This window comes from Buchnera aphidicola (Cinara cuneomaculata), from assembly GCF_900698865.1.
GTDB lineage: Bacteria > Pseudomonadota > Gammaproteobacteria > Enterobacterales > Enterobacteriaceae > Buchnera_F > Buchnera_F aphidicola_AA.
The window spans coordinates 39750-59935 of the sequence record NZ_LR217695.1; the positions used below are offsets into that span (position 1 = coordinate 39750).

22 protein-coding genes and 2 tRNA genes are annotated in these 20186 nt (G+C 21.2%); 15 read left to right on the plus strand and 9 right to left on the minus strand.

The genetic code is table 11. The annotated features are described in order from the left end of the window. Window positions 1-81 precede the first annotated feature (81 nt). Both dnaG and rpsU read right to left on the minus strand, forming a co-directional pair. The gene (gene dnaG / locus APCICUMA2628_RS00170; RefSeq protein WP_154027019.1) at window positions 82-1860 is read right to left on the minus strand and encodes a DNA primase; all 1779 of its coding nucleotides are present in this window, start codon (window positions 1858-1860) and stop codon (window positions 82-84) included. A gap of 78 nt (window positions 1861-1938) precedes the next feature. Next, window positions 1939-2154, minus strand: coding sequence for a 30S ribosomal protein S21 (gene rpsU, locus APCICUMA2628_RS00175; protein ID WP_154027023.1), 216 nt, complete (start codon window positions 2152-2154; stop codon window positions 1939-1941). A 227-nt stretch (window positions 2155-2381) separates the two neighbouring features. Here rpsU and tsaD point away from each other — a divergent pair, with 227 nt between their 5' ends. Beyond that, window positions 2382-3413 carry a tRNA (adenosine(37)-N6)-threonylcarbamoyltransferase complex transferase subunit TsaD gene (gene tsaD / locus APCICUMA2628_RS00180; RefSeq protein WP_154027025.1) on the plus strand — a complete coding sequence of 344 codons (1032 nt, stop codon included), beginning with the start codon at window positions 2382-2384 and terminating at the stop codon, window positions 3411-3413. A 192-nt stretch (window positions 3414-3605) separates the two neighbouring features. Then, the gene (locus APCICUMA2628_RS00185; protein ID WP_154027028.1) at window positions 3606-4826 is read left to right on the plus strand and encodes a CCA-adding protein; all 1221 of its coding nucleotides are present in this window, start codon (window positions 3606-3608) and stop codon (window positions 4824-4826) included. Between the two features lie 161 nt (window positions 4827-4987). On the opposite strand, the gene APCICUMA2628_RS00190 is transcribed toward APCICUMA2628_RS00185, so the two are convergent. Continuing rightward, window positions 4988-5506 (minus strand): hypothetical protein, encoded by a 519-nt coding sequence (locus APCICUMA2628_RS00190; RefSeq protein WP_154027031.1) that lies wholly within the window; start codon window positions 5504-5506, stop codon window positions 4988-4990. 164 nt (window positions 5507-5670) lie between these two features. Here APCICUMA2628_RS00190 and ligA point away from each other — a divergent pair, with 164 nt between their 5' ends. Further along, window positions 5671-7440, plus strand: coding sequence for an NAD-dependent DNA ligase LigA (gene ligA / locus APCICUMA2628_RS00195; RefSeq protein ID WP_154027034.1), 1770 nt, complete (start codon window positions 5671-5673; stop codon window positions 7438-7440). Between the two features lie 38 nt (window positions 7441-7478). Here ligA and APCICUMA2628_RS00200 read toward each other — a convergent pair. Next, a tRNA-Lys gene (locus APCICUMA2628_RS00200) sits at window positions 7479-7551 on the minus strand. A gap of 13 nt (window positions 7552-7564) precedes the next feature. Beyond that, a tRNA-Val gene (locus APCICUMA2628_RS00205) sits at window positions 7565-7637 on the minus strand. 150 nt (window positions 7638-7787) lie between these two features. Here APCICUMA2628_RS00205 and gltX point away from each other — a divergent pair. Next, window positions 7788-9203: a glutamate--tRNA ligase gene (gltX, locus tag APCICUMA2628_RS00210; protein ID WP_154027037.1), complete on the plus strand. Its 1416-nt coding sequence runs from the start codon at window positions 7788-7790 to the stop codon at window positions 9201-9203. 200 nt (window positions 9204-9403) lie between these two features. On the opposite strand, the gene APCICUMA2628_RS00215 is transcribed toward gltX, so the two are convergent. After that, window positions 9404-9682, minus strand: a complete 279-nt coding sequence (locus tag APCICUMA2628_RS00215; RefSeq protein WP_154027040.1) for a hypothetical protein — start codon at window positions 9680-9682, stop codon at window positions 9404-9406. Window positions 9683-9853: 171 nt separating this feature from the next. Here APCICUMA2628_RS00215 and fliF point away from each other — a divergent pair, with 171 nt between their 5' ends. The 11 genes from fliF to APCICUMA2628_RS00270 all read left to right on the plus strand — a co-directional run bounded on the left by fliF (window position 9854) and on the right by APCICUMA2628_RS00270 (window position 18579). Next, window positions 9854-11536 (plus strand): flagellar basal-body MS-ring/collar protein FliF, encoded by a 1683-nt coding sequence (fliF, locus tag APCICUMA2628_RS00220; RefSeq protein ID WP_154027043.1) that lies wholly within the window; start codon window positions 9854-9856, stop codon window positions 11534-11536. Next, window positions 11533-12513 carry a FliG C-terminal domain-containing protein gene (locus APCICUMA2628_RS00225; RefSeq protein ID WP_154027046.1) on the plus strand — a complete coding sequence of 327 codons (981 nt, stop codon included), beginning with the start codon at window positions 11533-11535 and terminating at the stop codon, window positions 12511-12513. The genes fliF and APCICUMA2628_RS00225 overlap by 4 nt, the downstream gene beginning before the upstream one ends. 9 nt (window positions 12514-12522) lie before the next feature. Continuing rightward, window positions 12523-13203, plus strand: a complete 681-nt coding sequence (locus APCICUMA2628_RS00230; RefSeq protein WP_154027049.1) for a FliH/SctL family protein — start codon at window positions 12523-12525, stop codon at window positions 13201-13203. Window positions 13204-13209: 6 nt separating this feature from the next. Next, the gene (locus APCICUMA2628_RS00235) at window positions 13210-14586 is read left to right on the plus strand and encodes a FliI/YscN family ATPase (RefSeq protein ID WP_154027052.1); all 1377 of its coding nucleotides are present in this window, start codon (window positions 13210-13212) and stop codon (window positions 14584-14586) included. Between the two features lie 244 nt (window positions 14587-14830). After that, entirely contained in the window at window positions 14831-15055 is a 225-nt protein-coding gene (locus tag APCICUMA2628_RS00240; RefSeq protein WP_172598569.1) for a hypothetical protein, read from the plus strand. 98 nt (window positions 15056-15153) lie between these two features. After that, window positions 15154-15786: a hypothetical protein gene (locus tag APCICUMA2628_RS00245; RefSeq protein ID WP_154027059.1), complete on the plus strand. Its 633-nt coding sequence runs from the start codon at window positions 15154-15156 to the stop codon at window positions 15784-15786. A gap of 207 nt (window positions 15787-15993) precedes the next feature. Then, a complete protein-coding gene (fliN, locus tag APCICUMA2628_RS00250; protein WP_154027061.1) occupies window positions 15994-16302 on the plus strand; it encodes a flagellar motor switch protein FliN in 309 nt (102 codons plus the stop codon). Window positions 16303-16434: 132 nt separating this feature from the next. Then, a complete protein-coding gene (locus tag APCICUMA2628_RS00255) occupies window positions 16435-16734 on the plus strand; it encodes a flagellar biosynthetic protein FliO (RefSeq protein ID WP_232036816.1) in 300 nt (99 codons plus the stop codon). Between the two features lie 6 nt (window positions 16735-16740). Beyond that, window positions 16741-17475 carry a flagellar type III secretion system pore protein FliP gene (gene fliP / locus APCICUMA2628_RS00260; protein WP_154027067.1) on the plus strand — a complete coding sequence of 245 codons (735 nt, stop codon included), beginning with the start codon at window positions 16741-16743 and terminating at the stop codon, window positions 17473-17475. Window positions 17476-17515: 40 nt separating this feature from the next. Further along, complete coding sequence (locus APCICUMA2628_RS00265) at window positions 17516-17791, plus strand: flagellar biosynthetic protein FliQ (RefSeq protein WP_154027070.1); 276 nt, start codon at window positions 17516-17518, stop codon at window positions 17789-17791. Continuing rightward, entirely contained in the window at window positions 17788-18579 is a 792-nt protein-coding gene (locus tag APCICUMA2628_RS00270) for a flagellar biosynthetic protein FliR (protein WP_154027073.1), read from the plus strand. The genes APCICUMA2628_RS00265 and APCICUMA2628_RS00270 overlap by 4 nt, the downstream gene beginning before the upstream one ends. A gap of 173 nt (window positions 18580-18752) precedes the next feature. On the opposite strand, the gene rpmG is transcribed toward APCICUMA2628_RS00270, so the two are convergent. From rpmG to ppa, 3 genes are all read right to left on the minus strand, one after another. Beyond that, window positions 18753-18920, minus strand: coding sequence for a 50S ribosomal protein L33 (gene rpmG / locus APCICUMA2628_RS00275; protein ID WP_154027076.1), 168 nt, complete (start codon window positions 18918-18920; stop codon window positions 18753-18755). Window positions 18921-18932: 12 nt separating this feature from the next. Next, a complete protein-coding gene (rpmB, locus tag APCICUMA2628_RS00280) occupies window positions 18933-19154 on the minus strand; it encodes a 50S ribosomal protein L28 (protein ID WP_154027078.1) in 222 nt (73 codons plus the stop codon). Between the two features lie 92 nt (window positions 19155-19246). Continuing rightward, a complete protein-coding gene (gene ppa / locus APCICUMA2628_RS00285; RefSeq protein WP_154027081.1) occupies window positions 19247-19780 on the minus strand; it encodes an inorganic diphosphatase in 534 nt (177 codons plus the stop codon). Window positions 19781-20186 lie beyond the last annotated feature (406 nt).

The window sequence follows — 20186 nt, forward strand, 5'->3', positions numbered from 1 at the left end:
ATGTTATTAATATCAATACACTGTGATTCACCTTATAATGCAAAATTTTTTATAGTATGAATACTAGTAAAAATTTTTATGTTATTGATATTTATAATGTTTAATTTTTATTATTTTTTTATTAATTTTCCATAATTCATTTTTTTCTATAATACTAAGTCCGTGTTTTCGCTCTAAATTAATTAATTGATTATATTTATATTCTAAATTTTGCATTTTTAAATTATTAAATAATTCCTGAATTATAGAATATATTTTATTTTTTTTAATCATATGGTCCCAAGTACTTAAATGTTTAAAAATTTTTTCCAAAGGTGTATGTCTATAGAATTCTAGTAGGTGTCCTGTTTTAAATATTTTTTTTTTACGAATTAATTGTATTAATTCTAATAAAATATTTTTTCCGATTATATTAAATGTTTTAATTTTTTCTATAATTTTAATTTTTTTCACTATTTGTGGATTTTGAATAATAAGACTAATTAATAGCCTCATGGTAGTTATTTTTATGGATTTTTTTTTGTACCAATGTTCATTGGTATTAGATAGAGTAATAAATTTATTTAATTGATATGTATCTAATATTCCAGTTTTATTTCCTAAAATTTTTATTAAGTAGATTTTGATTATTTTACTGGGTATTTTATTAATTAAAGGAATAGATAAACGACTTAATTTAATACAATCATTAATGCAACTTAAATTCATTTTATCAGCAAGTTTATTAAATAAATATGAATATAATGTTTCAGAATTTTTAATTCTATTTTCAAAATTTTTTTTTCCTTCTTTAAAAATTAGGCTGTTCGGATCTTCATTGTCCGGTAAGAATAGGAAATTGATTGTGCAATTATCTTGCAACAAATTTAATGATATATTTAGTGCCATCCAATTAGCTTGACGTCCGGCATTATCTCCATCAAAACAAAATATTATTTTTTTACTAATTTGAAATAGTATTTTTATTTGGTGTGTTGTAATATTGGTACCTAATACAGCTACTGAATAATTAATATTAAACTGTGCTAATGAAATAACATCTAAATATCCTTCTACTACTAATATTTTTGTGGGTTTAGAATTATATAAATATAGTTCATATATTCCATAAAGATTTTTTTTTTTTTGAAACGTTATAGTATCAGGTGAATTTAAGTATTTAGGATAATTATATTGATTTAATACTCTACCTCCAAAACCTTGTATTTGACCGTATTTATTTTTTATAGGAAAAATAATTCTTTCTTTAAATCGATCATGTTGATGTTTTTTTGTATTTTGAATAATTAACCCGCAATCTATTATAATAGATGAATTAATATATTTTTTTTTAATATAATTTGTAATTTGATAATTATTTTTAGTAGCAAAACCTAATGAAAATTTTTTCATTGTATTATAATTAATACCACGTTTTGCAAGATACTCGTAGGCTATATTCGGTAATATAAATAAATTTTTTTTATATATTTTTAATATTTTATTTAAAATATAATAAATTTTTTTTTTATAAGAATATTGGTTTATAAAATTACAATTAGTAGTAACTTCTGAAATATTTATACCATTTAGTGTTGTTAATTCAATAATACTATTTAAAAAATCTAATTTTTCATATTTCATTAAAAAATCTATTACATTGCCATGCACGCCGCATCCAAAACAATAAAAAAATTGTTTTTGAGGGCTGACGATAAACGAAGGTGTTTTCTCATTATGAAATGGACATAATGTTTTATAGTTATTTCCAGATTTTTTTAATGTAACATACTTATTTATTAATTCTATAATATCTGTACGTTCAATTAATTCATAAATAAATTTTTGAGAAATTTTACCTGTTATTTTTTTTGTTATCATATAATTTATTAATTTTCGACCGTTTTTAGTAAAAATAAACGGTCTAAATATTTGTATAATATGTAAATATTATTTTTATTAATATTTTTTAATACGTTTAGCATTGTCGCGTGTTAATTTTTTTGCTAATCGTTTTATGGCTGATGCTTTTGCACGTTTTCTTTCTGTTGTAGGTTTTTCGTAAAATTCTCTTCGACGTATTTCAGCTAAGATGCCTGCTTTTTCGCAAGATCTTTTAAATCTTCTTAATGCTACATCAAAAGGTTCGTTGTCTCTGATTTTAATTGCCGGCATAAAATTTTCCATAGAATTGATTTAATATATGTATAATATATAAATATTATTTATTGATGCAGAATATAGTATGCTATTATATAGCTAATTATTTAGCGTATTAGGTTAATAATAGTACTTATAAATATCATATTAATTATATCATAATACATATAATACATTATTAGTTAGATAATATATTTAATAAATTTTTTAGTATTATATGGATCATATTAAATGGAATAAGTATGCGGATATTAGGAATAGAAACATCGTGTGATGATACGTCTGTTGCTGTTTATGATTCAGAATTAGGTTTGATTTTTCATTCAATATTAAATCAAAATCATATACATGCTGAATTTGACGGTATTGTACCAGAATTAGCTGCCAGATCTCATTTAGATCAATTAATTTTTTTAATTAAAAAAGTTTGTATTAAATATTTATTTAATAATGAATTAAATATTCAATCAAATGGTTTTAATGCTATTGCATATACAGTTGGTCCCGGTTTAGCAGGATCGTTATTAGTTGGAGCAACTGTTGCCCGTACTTTATCGATATCTCTAAATATTCCATGTATCTTAGTGAATCATTTAGAAGGGCATTTATTATCAGCGATGATCAATCATCAAAAAAATTTATTTCCATTTTTAGCGTTATTAGTTTCTGGAGCAAATACACAATTAATTCAAGCTCATGGTTTTGGAAAATATACTATTTTAGGTAAAACAATGGATGATTCAGTTGGCAATGTATTTGATTACATAGCAAAATTATTAGGTTTAGGTTACCCAGGTGGAAAAAAATTATCTAATTTAGCAAAATTTGGTCAGTCTGGCAGATATTTTTTTCCACGGCCTATGACAAAAAATTATAATTTAAATTTTAGTTTTTCAGGATTAAAAACGCATGTCAAAAATGTTATCTTGCAGTGTTCTAATATATTTCAAGAGAAAAATAATATTGCATATTCTTTTGAAGAAGCTATAGTAGATACGTTAGTTATAAAATGTAAATTAGCTATACAAAAAATTAATTTAAAAAATTTTGTAGTATGTGGTGGTTTTAGTGCAAATAATTTATTAAGAAAAAAATTAAAAAATTTATTTATAACTAATCAAATAAAATATTTTTTTTCTAAAAAAATTTTTTGTACAGACAATGCAGCTATGATTGCGTATGTTGGTTTCTTAAAATATAAATTAGGTTTATATTCTCAAAACCAGTCTATTATAGTATATCCTGATTTATTAATTCATGAGACAATTGATTAATTCTGAATAAATTTAAGATATTTAATTAGCTAATATTATATTATTAGAGGATATTATTATGTATGTTATATATATTCAGATTATTTAGTTTTTTATGATTGTATTTTAAGAATTAATAATATTAATTAATTTAATGAAATAATTAAAATATTTTTATATTTTATTTATTGATATTTTTACTTAGGTGATATTTTGAAAATTTATTTAGTAGGCGGAGCAATTCGAGATCGTTTATTGGGTTTTTCAATACATGATCGTGATTGGTTAGTGGTAGGTTCAACGCCACAACAGATGTTAAAAAAAAAATATCAACAAGTAGGTCGAGATTTTCCGGTTTTTATACATCCAATAACACATGAAGAATATGCATTAGCTAGAACTGAAAAAAAACATGGAGTTGGACATTCTGGATTTTTATTTAATTTTTCCCCTACAATTACTCTAAAAGATGATTTAATTAGACGTGATTTAACAATTAATGCACTTGCACAAGATCGTTCTGGTAAGATCATCGATCTTTTTAATGGTCAACAAGATATTAAAAAACGGGTTTTACGTCATATTTCATCTTCTTTTACTGATGATCCTTTAAGAGTATTACGCGTTGCTAGATTTGCTGCAACTTTATCACATTTGGGTTTTTATATTGCAAAAGAAACGTTAATGTTAATGACAGTAATTTGTGAACGTAAAGAATTATTATATTTAACACCCGAAAGAATTTGGAAGGAAACATATAAAGGTTTATGTTCTAGAAATCCTCAGGTTTATTTTCAAGTTTTACATCAATGTAACGCATTATTATATGTATTTCCTGAAATTAGATTTTTTTTTAGAGAAACTAATTTTATTAATGTACAGGATAATTATATTAATGTTTTACAATATAGTTTAATGGAATTATCCAGAATTTCTAAAATTACGAAAGATGTTGACATTAGATTTTCTTATTTTTTACAATTTATGAGTTGTATCTTTTTTACATCTATAGTTCAAATTAACAATAATTTTTTTTATAAAGAACCAATTATTTTAATAAAAAATTTATGTACGAGATTAAAAATTCCTAAAGAAACACAAAATTTTTTAATTTTTTTATGTGGTTTTCATCATTTCTTACAAAATTTGGAATATCAAAGTTCAGAATTGATAATTAATTTTTTTAATAGTATTGATGTATGGAGAAAACCAAAGAGATTAAAAAAATTAATATATTTACGTCATTATTATTATAATAATAATCAAAAAAATAGTTTGCCTGTTTTAGGTAAATTATTACAATCTATGTTTTTATCTATAAAAAATATATCTGTTAATTCTTTTAAAAATAAAAATTTATTTCATGGAATTGCTATTAAATATGAGTTATATCGTTTAAGAGTAAATGCATTAAATAAATGGAGATATAAATAATTTTAATAATTTATTATATGAATTATTAATTCATTTAAATCATTGCATTGTTAATTTTAATTAATTATTATTAATTCGATATTAAGAATAATATTTATATGATTTAAATATATTAGGATATTATTTTTAATATGTTAAAAACATATTAGCATATTTTTTATTTAAATAGAAGATAATATAGTGGTGCCAGCTTGCACTTGAATTAACGAATTTTTTGTTTTTTTGATTTTTTTTGTAGAGTATATTTCTATTATAGTTTGATATTCATAATTATGTTTATTATTATTTAAGTAATTTATCATAAATATAATTTCTCCAGTACATATATTATAATTATTAAGGTTAGTAGGAATTATATTAATTTTTTTATATGTATTTTTTTTAAATTTATTTGTTATTAATATATGTATATTAGGATCATATTGTATTATAAAATTTATTTTTTTTGAAAAATCATTTTTTATTTTTCCGTTACTGGGTGATACAATTATATTTTTTTTTGAATTAATAATAATTTTTTTTTTATAAATAAAAAAATTTTTTGTTTCATAGATGGTTTGAATTACCCCGGTTGTAGGGGATACAATATATATTTTTTTTTTCATATTTATGTTTATTTTTAATTTTATAAAATTATTTATTTTTGTTTTTTTACACCTATATGCAGATAATATATGCATAGAAACCATTAAATATTTTAATATAAGTAATTCATATAAATATTATTTAGAAGTATATTCTATATTTTATAAATATATTTTAAAAAGAATTTTATTGTATTGAAATTTAATTTTATTGCTTTTAAAATAATGACGATTTTTTATAAAAATATATGGTGTGTATGATGAAGTCAATTTATGATAAAATTGTAGAATTACGTATGCAATTGAGATATCATAATTATATGTATTATACTTTAGATTCTCCTGTAATTTCAGATTCTCTTTATGATCAATTATGTACTCGATTAATTCAATTAGAAAAAAAATATGGAAAGAAAAATTCATTTAATAAATCAAATAAATTATTAAAACAAATTGGCGGAAAAAAATTACATATTTTTTCTGAATATATCCATAAAACTCCTATGTTATCATTAAAAAGTACTAATAATATATCTGATATTAATCTTTTTGAACGACGAATTAAAAAGTATATTAATGGTATTGATGATATTCAGTATTATTGTGATCTAAAAATAGATGGTTTAGCTGTAAATTTATTATATAAAAATGGATTATTAGTTTCAGCTTCTACTAGAGGAGACGGGTATATCGGAGAAGATATTACGAAAAACGTCCATATGATTTCGTCTATACCTAAAAAAATTATTGGAGCTAATATTCCTAAAATTATTGAGATACGAGGAGAAGTATTTATAAAAAAATCTGATTTTTTAATTTTAAATCAACTAGCTGTTTCAAATAATAAAAAAATATTTTCTAATCCTCGTAATGCTGCCGCTGGTTCTTTACGACAATTGAATCCTAATATTACCAGACAAAGAAAATTAATGTTTTTTGTATATGGATATGGTGCTTTTGTATCTGATAAAAAAATTTATAGTCATAATGAACGATTAAGTCAAATTAAAAAATGGGGTTTTACTGTAGATCAAAATAGTATGTTATGTAGTAATATAAAAGATATTATAAAATTTTATAATAAAATTTATTCTAATAGAACGAAATTAGATTTCGAAATAGACGGTATCGTTATAAAAGTAGATTCTATTACATTTCAAAAAAAAATAGGTTATGTAGAGAAATATCCTAGATGGGCATTAGCTTTAAAATTTATTTCCTTAGATGTAGAAACAAAAATTATAGATGTATCATTTCAAATTGGTAGAACGGGCATAATAACTCCTGTTGCTCATTTTATTCCTGTAAATGTTTCTGGAGTTTTGATTAGTAAAGCATCATTGCATAATATTAGTATGATTCAAAAATTAAATATTTATATTAATGATTATATTACAGTATATCGTGCGGGAGATGTTATTCCTAAAATTAAAAATGTTGTAGTAAAAAAACGAGATAAATTAGTAAAAAAAATTATTTGTCCAACATATTGTTTATCATGTCATACCCAATTAGTATATTCTTCTAATAATATTTTTTTATATTGTCCAGCTAGTTTTTTATGTCCAGCTCAAAATATACAGCGATTAATTTATTTTGCTTCTAAATGTGGCGTTTATATTAAAGGTTTAGGAAAAAAAAATATTATTAAATTAATTGACTATGGTTATGTAAATACTCCAGTAGATTTTTTTATTTTAACGACGAATATGTTGCAATCTATTCCGGGAATAGGTAAAAAATTATCAAATATTATTATTGATAGTATCAATGCGTCTAAAAATGTTAGTTTAGATAAATTTATTTGTTCTTTAGGAATAGTAGATGTCGGTATTTCTATTTCTAAAATTTTAGCTAATTATTATAAGTCTATCACGAATTTCATTAAAACTAATAATGATATATTATCAGATATTAAAGGTATTGGTATAAATATTGCTAGTTCAATTATGAAATTTATAAAAAATAAAAATAATATTTATATTATAAAAAAATTAATTGGTATCTTAAACATTTTTTTTATTTCTTAATAAAAATATAATTAGTAGTGTTTTATGGTTTAAAAATATGGGTCGTGCAGGATTTGAACCTGCGACCAATTGATTAAAAGTCAACTGCTCTACCGACTGAGCTAACGACCCCTTTATTATATATTGGGTGATGACGGTCTCGAACCGCCGACCTTCTCCGTGTAAAGGAGAAGCTCTACCAACTGAGCTAATCACCCTGATTACAATACTATATTGTAGAACAGATATATTATGAGTCAATATATATTTTACATATATATGTTTATTTGATTAAAAAATATACAATTTGATTGATTTTTTTATGTATAAATCTTTTTAATAAACTTAATTTTTAAGTTGAGTATTTTATGAAAGTTAAAACTAGATTTTCTCCTAGCCCTACTGGATATTTACATATAGGCGGTGCGCGAACTGCTTTATATTCATGGTTATTTGCTCAAAAATATAATGGATCATTTGTTTTACGTTTTGAAGATACTGATATTAAAAGAGTACGTAAGAATTACGTACAAGATATTTTATATGGATTGAGTTATTTAGGTTTACACTGGAATGAAGGGCCTTTTTATCAAAGTAATCGATTACAGATATATAAAGATATAATCTTATCTATGTTAAAAACAGATATTGCGTATAAATGTTATTGTTCACAAGAACGTTTAGATCAATTAAGAAAAAATCAAATTTTAAAAAAACAAAAACCGCGGTATGATAGAAGGTGTCGAAATCATTGTTTTTTCTTAAAAAAATCAAATATACCATTCGTAGTGCGATTTAAAAATCCATTAACAGGTATAGTAAAATTTACTGACATGATTCGAGGTCCGATATACGTTTCAAACAATGAATTAGATGATTTAATTATTCAGCGATCAAATGGCATGCCTACATATAATTTTTGTGTTGTTATAGATGACTGGAAAATGAATATTACTCATATTATTCGAGGAGAAGATCATATTAATAACACTCCTAGACAAATTAATTTGCTACATGCATTAAATGCACCGATTCCAAATTATTCTCATGTATCGATGATTTTAGATAATTCAGGTATTAAATTATCTAAACGAAATCAATCTAGAAGTATTACTAGTTATATTAATGAAGGATTTCTTCCTGAAGCAATTTTAAATTATATATTACGATTAGGATGGTCTTATAAAGATCAAGAAATTTTTTCTGTAGACGAAATGAAAAATTTATTTAATATATGTAATGTCAGTAAATCATCAAGCAAGGTAAATGATAAAAAACTTTTATGGTTAAATCATTATTATTTAAATAATTTACCGATTAAAAGAGTACATTCATATTTTTCTATATATTGTAAAAATAAAAAAATTTTTTTAGATAAAAATATTGACGTTCAAGGTTTATTAAAAGAATTTTTACATCATCATAATACGATTCAAGAATTTGTATACTCATATCTTTATCTTTATAAAGATATTAATTTATCTAAAATAGATAATATTAAGATTTATTGTAGTATTATGAATATAAAAATATTAAAATTTTTATATAAAAATTTTTTTTCATTAACTTGTTGGCATAAATCAGATATTTTATATTTATTAAAAAAATCGACAAAGAAATTTAATCTTTGTTTTAAAGATATAGCAACTTTAGTTAGAATTGGTATTACAGGAAAAAAAGAAACTCCTAATATTTCTTCTATAATATTTTACATTGGGAAAAATCAGTTTTTATTACGAATATACAATTTATTACGATATATACAAATACATACATATATATAATAAAATTTTTATATAAAAATATTTATCATTAAATTTTATATATATCGAGTATAATATACAATATTTTATGGAAAATATTGTATATTATTTATATATATAAAATATTTGAATAATGAAATTTTAATATGTATTAATAAAAATATTTATATTTTAATTAAATGATATATATTTATATATAAAATAAGTTATTTGGAATATATTTATATTGGCATATTCATAATTTCTTGATATATATTCATTATTTTTTGATTTAACAGAATTAACATTTTTATTTTTTTTTTATTGATTTTTTGATTTAGATGAATATCTTTTATAGTTTTTTTTTGATTTATTTTATTATTAGCAATATTTGATGTATTGATGGGTGTTTTTAAGGCATGTTTCCACATCGAAAAAAAATTTATATTTTTTTCGTTATTTTTTTGTAATGAAATTGGTGCTAATCTTACTTTTTTTCTTGGTATAGAATTTATTTTCATAATATTTTTCCTTTTTGAGATATGTATATTTATACTATAATTTTTATATCATTATTTAAGAGTAAGAGATTACATCTTAAATGTTTTTAAATAATTAAATATATTGATTGTTATAATATTTGATTATTAGATAATTACATGTTATAACACAATTATTAAGTAGGAAAAGTTATGGATGTTATAAATAATGTATTGTTAAAAATCAAAAAAAAATGGCATACATTTTTAATGTATGTATCGCATCGATTAAAATTTATCATTTTTATTTTTTCTATTATCTTTTTTTTTATATCTGCTATTTTTTTTTGGTTTAATAAAATTAATTACGTTGTATTATATGATAATTTATCTGACACAGATGGTCAATGGATTACATCACAATTAAAAGATATGAATATATCATATCGATTTCGTAATTCTTATAAAACTTTATTAGTTCCGTCAGATAAAGTTCATGAATTACATTTTTCTTTAATAAATAACCAAGATATTAAAAAAAAAACTGATGGTTTTAAATTATTAGATAAAGAAAAATTTGGTATTAGTCAATTTCATGAAAATATTAATTATCATAGGGGTTTAGAAGGTGAATTATCAAAAACATTAGAACATATTTTTCCTATTAAATATGCTCGAGTACATTTAGTTTGTAAAAAAGATAGTGATTTTTTTAGAGATAAACAAATTCCATCTGCATCGGTAATTATCACTTTATTTCCTAATACACAATTAAATTCAGAACAAATAGATGCTATTACTTTATTGCTTGCAGGTAGTGTTCCAGATTTATCAGCTGATCGAATTGTTGTTGTGAATCAATTTGGAAATGTATTGAATAAGTTTACTTTGAATCAAAGTAAGTTTTTTAAATTTAATAAATATAAAAAAATTAATACTTTAGAAGAATACTATTCTAGTTGTATTAATAAAATTTTATTTCCTATATACGGATCTAAGAATATTATTGCACACGTTACTGCTGATGTAAATTTTAATCATATCAATTCGAGACAGTCTAATTTAGATTATATTCAAAAAAATTCTTCTTTAAAAAAATTACCAGACAATATTTCAGATTTGATTTCATGTAAAAATCAACATAATTCTTTAAATAATTCAGTATCACAATTAATTTTAGAATTGTTAAGTATGAAGTTTTTATATAAATTTTATATAAAAAATTTTTTAATGAATAATTCTTTTTATAATGATAATGTATTAAATAAAAAATTTGTTTATTCAAATAATTTTATTATTCCAAGTAACAGTAATACTACTAATAAAATTAAAAAAAAAATAATTGATTTTAACTCAGTTAGTGCAAATAATATCGTTTCTTTTCCAGGTTTTAAAAAATCGGATATTCGACATTTAACAATTACTGTATTAATAAATTATAAACAAAATGATATAGGTATTTTTACGCCATTATCTACGAATGAATTACAAGATATAGAAAAATTAGTTAAGTCAGTAATAGATTTTTCAGATAGTCGTGGTGATTGTATTAATATAATTAATTGTATGTTTTCTACTTCTCAAATTCCTTTAAATCAAAATAATGCATTGATAAATATGAATTTTAATTTCAACTATTTATTAGTTATTTTATTAGGAATATTAATTATTATTTTTATTATTTTTTTATTTGTTCAAGAGATTACGGTTAGTAAGAATCAAAAAAAATATTTAAAACCATTAAGTAACAATAATTTAAATTTAGAAAACAGATCTGATCAAAAATTAAATCAATTGAATTTAAATATAAATCGTACAGTTACTAAAGATGATATTTTTAATAAAAATCCAAAAATTATCGAACAGATCATACGTTATTGGATGAATAAGAAATGATACATTTAAATGGTATGCAGAAAAGTGCTTTATTATTAATATATCTAGATATACAGCAATCAGCTTCTGTTTTAAAATTTTTTAATAATTCAGAAATTAGTGAATTAGTGGATGTAATGATTTCATTGGATAGTGAGATAATGAAATATACTAATATGGTGATTTGTGAGTTTTGTAACTTACTAAAAAAAAATAAAGTTTCTAATGTTGATATCAAAACACGTATATCTCAAATTATAGAAAACACGATTGATACAGAAAAATCACATAAATTATTAAAAAAAAGTTTCATAAAAAATGATTTTTTACATAACATTATTATGTTAGAAAAATTAGGTGCAAAAAATATTTTTTTTTTAATTCAAAATGAAAATTTAAATATTATTTCAGCATTGTTGATTTATGTAAATCAAACTTTATCCATGAAAATATTAGAATTATTCAACAAAAAAAAAAGGTTAAATATTTTAAAAAAAATGGTAACTTTTAAAAATTTACGTTGTTCAGGGTTTATTGAATTAAATAAAATTATTAGTTATTTTTTATATATACAACAAGCTTCTTTTTTAGAAGAGAAAAGAATTAATCAAATTGTCAATATGTTATCTTATTTCAAATATGATAATATTATTCAATTTATTAGTCAAATTAAAACTCCATATATAAATATTTTAAATAAAGTGATTAGCAAGTATTTTACATTTGAAGATATCATAATTGTTGATGATATAAGTATAAAATGTATCATTAATAACATAGATTTAGATAGTTTATGTATTGTGTTACGTGATGTACATAATTCTTTAAAAAATAAATTTATTTCTAATATGTCCAACGAACAACGTAAATATTTTAAAGAAACTATTTTTTTAAATAAATCAATTACTGATGATATCATTTTTTTAAAAAAAAACTTATTACTTCAAAAAATCAAGAAATTGATACGAATGAATAAGATTATTATTAAACAAAATTAGGTATATAATATGAATCATATTTTAAATAATAATTTATGGAAGAAATGGAAACCCAAAAAATCATATAAAACTATTAATGTAGTACAAAAATCAGATATTTTTTCACATAAAGCATCGTTGTTTTCTGATGTTTTAAATAAAAAAAATACATCTACGTATTCAAAAATTTATAAAAAAGGATATCAGCAAGGTTTAATCGCTGGATATAAAAAAGGATATTTTATTGGATGGATTCAGGGCTTTAATTGTGCTCGTGATTTTTTATCACAAAATATAACAAGATGTATACAAATACAATATGCGGATTTATTAAAAAAATTTAAAATTGCTATAAATAATTTTAACGATAGTTTTTCAGAACGATTAATAAAAATTGTATTACATATTTCAAAAATTTTAGTAGAAGATATTATTGTAGTTAATAAAAATTACTTAATTAACAGAATTCAAAAATTAACGGAACAATCAAAATTTATATTTAATAGACTTCAATTACATGTACATCCTAATAATTATAATTTAATAATAAAAAAATTTGGAGTTTTAATGGAAAAATATAGTTGGACTGTTATTAGTAATGAAAAAATAGACGTAAACGGTTATCGTGTTATTACTTCTGATGAAGAAATAGATTCTTCTATCTCTTCTTTTTGGCATCGAATTAATAATGCAGTAAATTTATCGGATTAAGAGTATATGAATTATCTACTAAATACTTGGTTTAATAAAGTTGATAAATTTGAAAAAAAAATATCGTTTTTTTCCCACAATATTTCATATGGTAGAGTATTAAGTGTAAATAATTTAATTATTGAGGTAACTGGAATATATTTACCTATTGGAAATTTTTGTTGGGTAGAACGAATTCATAAAGATATATTATCTGGTATAATATGTAAAATTATAGGGTTTAAAGGAAAAATTACTTTTTTAGCGCCTATGCAGCATTTAGATGGTGTTTTTCCTGGATCGAAAGTTTTTTCTCAATATAGCATGAATAATACTATTATTGATTTTAATAGCTTTCCATTTGGATATCAATTATTAGGGCGGGTATTAGATAGTTATGGCTATCCTTTAGATAATTTAGAAGAAATTAAATCACAAAAAAAACCACTTAATTTCTTTAAAGCATCAATTAATCCCTTACAGAGATCTCCAATTACAGAAATTTTAGATACGGGTGTACGAGCTATTAATAGTTTATTAACTGTTGGTAGAGGGCAAAGAATGGGTATATTTTCACAGCCTGGAATTGGAAAAAGTATGTTACTTGGAATGATATCTCGACATACTAATGCTGATATAATTGTTGTATCTTTAGTGGGTGAAAGAGGAAGAGAAGTAAAAGAATTTGTTGATAATATTTTAGGTGTTCATAGTTTAAAAAAATCAGTGGTTATTGTTTCTCCAGCTGATGTTTCTCCTATTTTAAAAATTCAATCTGTTCAATATGCAACTTCTATTGCAGAATATTTTTGTAAAAAAAATAATCATGTTTTATTGATAGTGGACTCATTAACGCGATATGCTATGGCATATCGAGAAATATCTAATGCTATGTACGAAGTTCCGGTATTAAAAGGTTATCCTGCTTCTATTTTTTCAAATATTCCGTATTTAATTGAACGTATAGGTAATATTAATCCGAATGGTTTAGGATCTATTACTGCTTTTTATACTGTATTGACGGAGGGAGATGAATATAATGATCCTATTTTAGATATTGCAAAATCTGTTTTAGACGGACATATTGTTTTATCAAATTTTTTATCAGAAGCTGGTCATTATCCAGCTATTGATATTGAAAAATCTATTAGTCGATCGATGCATTCTATTATAAATCGTGATCATTATAAAAATTCTATATTTTTAAAAAAATTAATATCATGTTATTATCGTCATAATGACTTGATTAATTTAGGGGTATATTCTTCCGGTTCAAATAAATTATTGGATAATGCAATAAAAATTTGGTCGAATTTAGAAAAATTTTTACAACAAAAATTTTTAGAACGTTGTTCATATACGCAATCTGTATTAGAATTAATAGCATTATTAAAAAATATTTAGTATATAAATCGGAGATATATATGATTTTAAACATGTCTAGTATTAATGTATTTAAAAAAAAATAGAAATAGATATTCATAAGAATATTTTTAATATAACGCGTTATAAAAATAAAAAAACAGAAATACAAAAATATTTATTACAATTAAAAGAATATAAAAATAAATATATTTTTTTATTATCAAAAAAATTTTTTTCTGGTGTTACACAACATAGAATTCAATTCTATTTTAATTTTATATTGATGTTACAAAAACTGATTGATCAACAAAATATTTGGTTAAATTATTTTAAACAAAAATTAAAAAAAAGATTATTAATTCAATATAAATTGAATTCTACTTTAGAACAATGGAAAAAATTAGAATTACGTCTTAAAAATCGTATTATAAAAGAAAAAATATTGATAGACCAACGTAATGATAATGCTGTATGTTTGAATTTTTATAGTATTTTGACCTTAAAATAAACAAAATAATTAATAATTTGGTTATTTATAGTATAATTATGATATTATATATATACGTAATATTACGTATATATTTATCTTATAAATAAGTTATAACTATGTCTCGGAAATTTAATTTTTTATATAAATCAAATAATAATCAAGAATTAAATCATATAAATTTTATGAATTTTTTTTTGAATAAAAAAAAAATATTTTTTAGAAATTTATTCTCTGATTTTATTTTATTATTTGAAAAAAAATTTAGTAAATTTTTTTATTGTAATGTGAATATACAGTTTATACGCAGTTATATTAAATATCATCATATATATATGAAGAGTTTATATATAAAATATATCGGTAAACAATTCATGTTAAGAGATTGTACTGATAAATGTTTAATTTTAATTACACAAGATTTATTTATTATTTTTATTAATTATTTATTTGGTCATGTTAATGAAAATACAGATGAATATTGTAATTATAAAAATTTAACATTACATGAAATAAAAATTTTAGATCTTCTATTACAAAAAATTTTTATTATTTGTGATTTAACATTTTTAAGTAATATTTCAACGTCAAGTATTAATAATTGTAAGTATTATTCATTAAATGATTTTTTATTTACGCGATTTATTAAATTTCCTTATATATGTTTTGAATTTAATATTTATATTAAAAATCGTATTAATGTATTAAAAATATATATTCCGAATTGTATTGTAGAAAAGTTTTACAAATAGAAATATTATTTTAATATAAGTAATTTTTACTAATTATATAAATATATATTTGATATAAAAGACAAGATTATATAATTTAATTATATTAAATATAAAAGTTTATTTATTTTATTAAAATATTGTATTTTTAAAATAAACATAATAATTTAAAATTATGATATAATGTGAAAATTACATAAATATATTTTATAAGGTGATAAAAATTTCGTGAGTACAAAAGAATTATTAAATCAAGAAATACAAAGTAAAGATCTCAATAAAAAAATAATAGACCAATCTATGATGACAGATTTATCTATTATGTCGATTCCTGTTCTTATTACTATTGAATTAGGAAAAAAAAAAATTACTATTCGTGAATTATTACAACTATCATGCGGATCTATATTAGAATTAGAAGAAGCAGTAGATGAACCGTTAAATATTTTTGTTAATAATTTTTTAATTGCATTAGGAGAATTAGTCATGCATAAGGAAAAATATGGTATTCGTATAACAAAATTGTTACATAAGTAATGATGATATAGACTATTCATCATGTAAAAATTTATGAAATTAAACAGTTATATTCAATTAAGTTTAATATATATTATGCCTAATAATAACATGATTCATTATTTTGTTAACCAAAATAATCTAAATATATTTATGTATAGTTTTTTATTTATTTTTTTTATTTTATTTTTAATAAAAAGATGTAATTTATTTTATTGGAATAAAAATAATGTTAGTTATATAACGGATAAAGTTTATTTAAATCCCGATCATTATATTTGTATATTGCATATTGAAAAAACTAGGTTATTACTTGCTGTTACATTAACTAAAATTAATGTGATACACGAATTACCATCTAATTTGAAAACGGTTATAAAAAATAAAAATAAATGTTCATTTTACTCTAAACCATTAAAATTATTAAAATCAATAATATTTTGGTTTAAGTGAGGTAACATGTTATTTGACAATATAATTTTTTATTTATCTATTGTGCCAGTTTTTTTATTAACAAATACTACTAATAGTAATGTAAATAATATCGTGAGTTACGGAACTAATATATTTAATTATTCTCTTCAATCATCAATGATGTTAACTGTATTGAGTTTAGTACCTGCGTGTTTATTGATGATGACTTGTTTCACTCGTATTATTATTGTGTTTAGTTTTTTAAGAACAGCATTAGGAACACCTTATTCTCCTCCTAATCAAATATTGATTGGGTTATCATTATTTTTAACAGTGTTTATTATGTCTCCGGTATTGGATAAAATCTATAATACTGCGATAGTTCCGTTATATAATAATGAAATTCATATAGATACAGCTTTAAAGAATATTATTAAACCATTACATAAATTTATGTTAAAGCAAACTAGAAAATCTGATATTTCCGTATTTTTACGGTTAGCTAAGATATCTACGAAAAGTAATTATAAGAATATTCCTATTCAAGTATTATTACCAGCATTTATGATTAGCGAATTAAAAACGTCTTTTCAGATTGGTTTTACAATTTTTTTACCTTTTTTAATTATTGATTTAGTTGTTGCTAGTATTTTAATGTCTTTAGGAATAATGATGGTACCGCCGTCTACAATTGCTTTACCGTTAAAATTAATCTTATTTGTTTTATCAGATGGATGGAGGTTATTAATTTTATCTCTTTCAAAGAGTTTTTTTATTTAAATTAATTGTTTTAAAATTATTAATTATAATGGATATTATTATGAATCAAGAATTTTTAATGATATTATTTCAAGATTCTATTCAATTTGCATTATTGCTATCTGCTCCTTGTTTATTGTCAATATTATTTAGTGGTTTATTAATGAGTATATTTCAAGCATCAACACAAATAACTGAGCAAACATTATCATTTATACCTAAAATAATATCGGTAGTGTTATCTTGTATTGTTTTTGGACCTTGGATGCTACAAATTACTTTAGAATATATAAACAATATTTTTCATATAATATCAATTATTAGTTCATCATCATGATAAATCATTTGTTTTATAAACATATATTTGGTATGGATAGTAAAATTCTACTAATAATGTCACGTATTTATTCAATTTTAATGTATTCCAAAATATTTAGCTATATTAGTGATAATGCATCTATAAAATTTTTCTTTATATATGTAACAAGTCATTTATTAGCGCCTTTTGTTTCTGATTACAATATTAATCATTATGACATAGAATTTTTGATGATTTTATGTAATCAAATTTTAATAGGAATGGCAATAGGATTATTGTTTCAATGTTTATTTTCTTGTATAATTTTTATAGGGGAAATTATTAGTTCACAGATTGGTTTATCATTTTCAGTTTTTTTTGATTTAGGTTTTCATGTATATTCTTTAGTTCTTTCAAATTTATTAAATATTTTTTTTTTATTTTCATTTTTCGTATATAATGGTCATTTAAAATTAATTATTTTTTTAATTAAGAGTTTTCAGGTATTTCCATTATATAATACATCGATAGATCGAAACATTATTTGGTCTATTATTCATTTTTCTAGTCTTATTTTTTTAAATGGAGTATATTGTGTTTTACCAATTTTGTTTTTTTTTTTGATTTTATTTATAGCATGTATGGTATTAAATCGTATAGTACCTAGTACATCTTTATTTTCTTCTTTTTCAGTTATTATTTTTATTGTAGGGATGATTTTATTAAAATATTTTATTTTTAAGTTTTACGGAATTAGTAAAATTTTATTTGATTATTTATTTCATTACTTGAAAATATATGGATTTAAATTATTGTGGCATAAATAACATTAACCATTCATATATATTATTTTTTTTATTTTTTAATAACAATAATATATCATTACAACTTATATTATTTTTAATATCAAATATTTACAAATTTCATTTATTGGAGATCTTATGGTAGATCTCCGGTAATTACGTAATTTATATTACGTATATATTTTTATATATAAAAACTATTTAATTTTTTTTTCTTCATATACTACATGTTTTCTAATTTTTGGATCATATTTTTTGAGCTTTAATTTATTAGTTTGGTTCCTTTTATTTTTTGTAGTAGTATAATAATGGTTGCTGCCGCTAGATGACATAAGTTTTATTTTAATACGACTCGTTTTTGCCATATTTCCTCTTATTTAAATAATGTATTTTTTATATATTTGTTCAATTCCAAATTTGTTAATCATTCTTAATCCTTTAGCAGATATGCGTAGTTTTATTTTTTTATTTTTGTCGGGCAACCAAAATGAATGATATTGTATATTTAAAGAAAATTTTCTTTTAGTAGCATTCATAGCATGTGAACGGTTTTGTCCTAACATTAATTTTTTTTTAGTAATTTGACATATTTTAGGCATAATTATTATTTCCTGAATTATACGTGATGATTTTATAAATTTGAAATTCTCAACATATATTGAAATTTATTATAATAAATATATTTATAGATTTATTTTTCTTGATATCTATGAATAGCATTTATTATTTCTAATTTTGCACATTGAACATCTTTCCATCCATTTATGATGACGGATTTATTTTTTTCTAATTTTTTATAATGTTCAAAAAAATAAATAATTTGTTTTTTTAATAATTCAGATAATTGATGAATATCATAAATTTGGGTATATTCTTGTGTAATTTTTGTATGCGGTACAGCTATTATCTTTTCATCTTTTCCTGATTCATCTTGCATATCTAATAAACCAATAGGACGGCATCGAATGATAGATTTAGATTGTAGAGGATGTGGAGTTGGTATTAAAATATCTAATGGATCTCCATCTAAAGATAGAGTATGATTTATAAATCCGTAGTTACAGGGATAAAACATAGTAGTAGGTATAAATCTATCTACATATAATTCTTGAAAGGATTTGTGTATTTCATATTTTATAGGACTGGAAAATGCAGGAATTTCTATAATTCCGTATATATCATCAGGAATATTTTTTCCTGCGGGTACTTGAATAAAATTTTTCATTTTTTTTGTTTTTTATAAATAGTTGTCGTAGTAAATGATTTGTATAAAAATTTATATACAATATTTGTATTTATTATAGATGTTATCCATTAATAATGTAAATCTACATATTTATATATGTATTACATTAATGAAAATTAGTATAATATAGTATATTATATTTGTTTAAATTTGTATCGACTTTAGGTATCTAGAAATGCTACATTTTACATGTAGAAGAAGATTTAAAAATCTTAATATATAATATACAACAAATAATATTTTATATGAATCAAAAAAAATATACTGATATTATTAAAATAAATAAAATATATTTTTTAAGTGCATCAAATCGATACGGAGTTATAGATAATATTGAGTTATTTTAATTATGTTACTAGTATGATGACGATATATAATAATTATT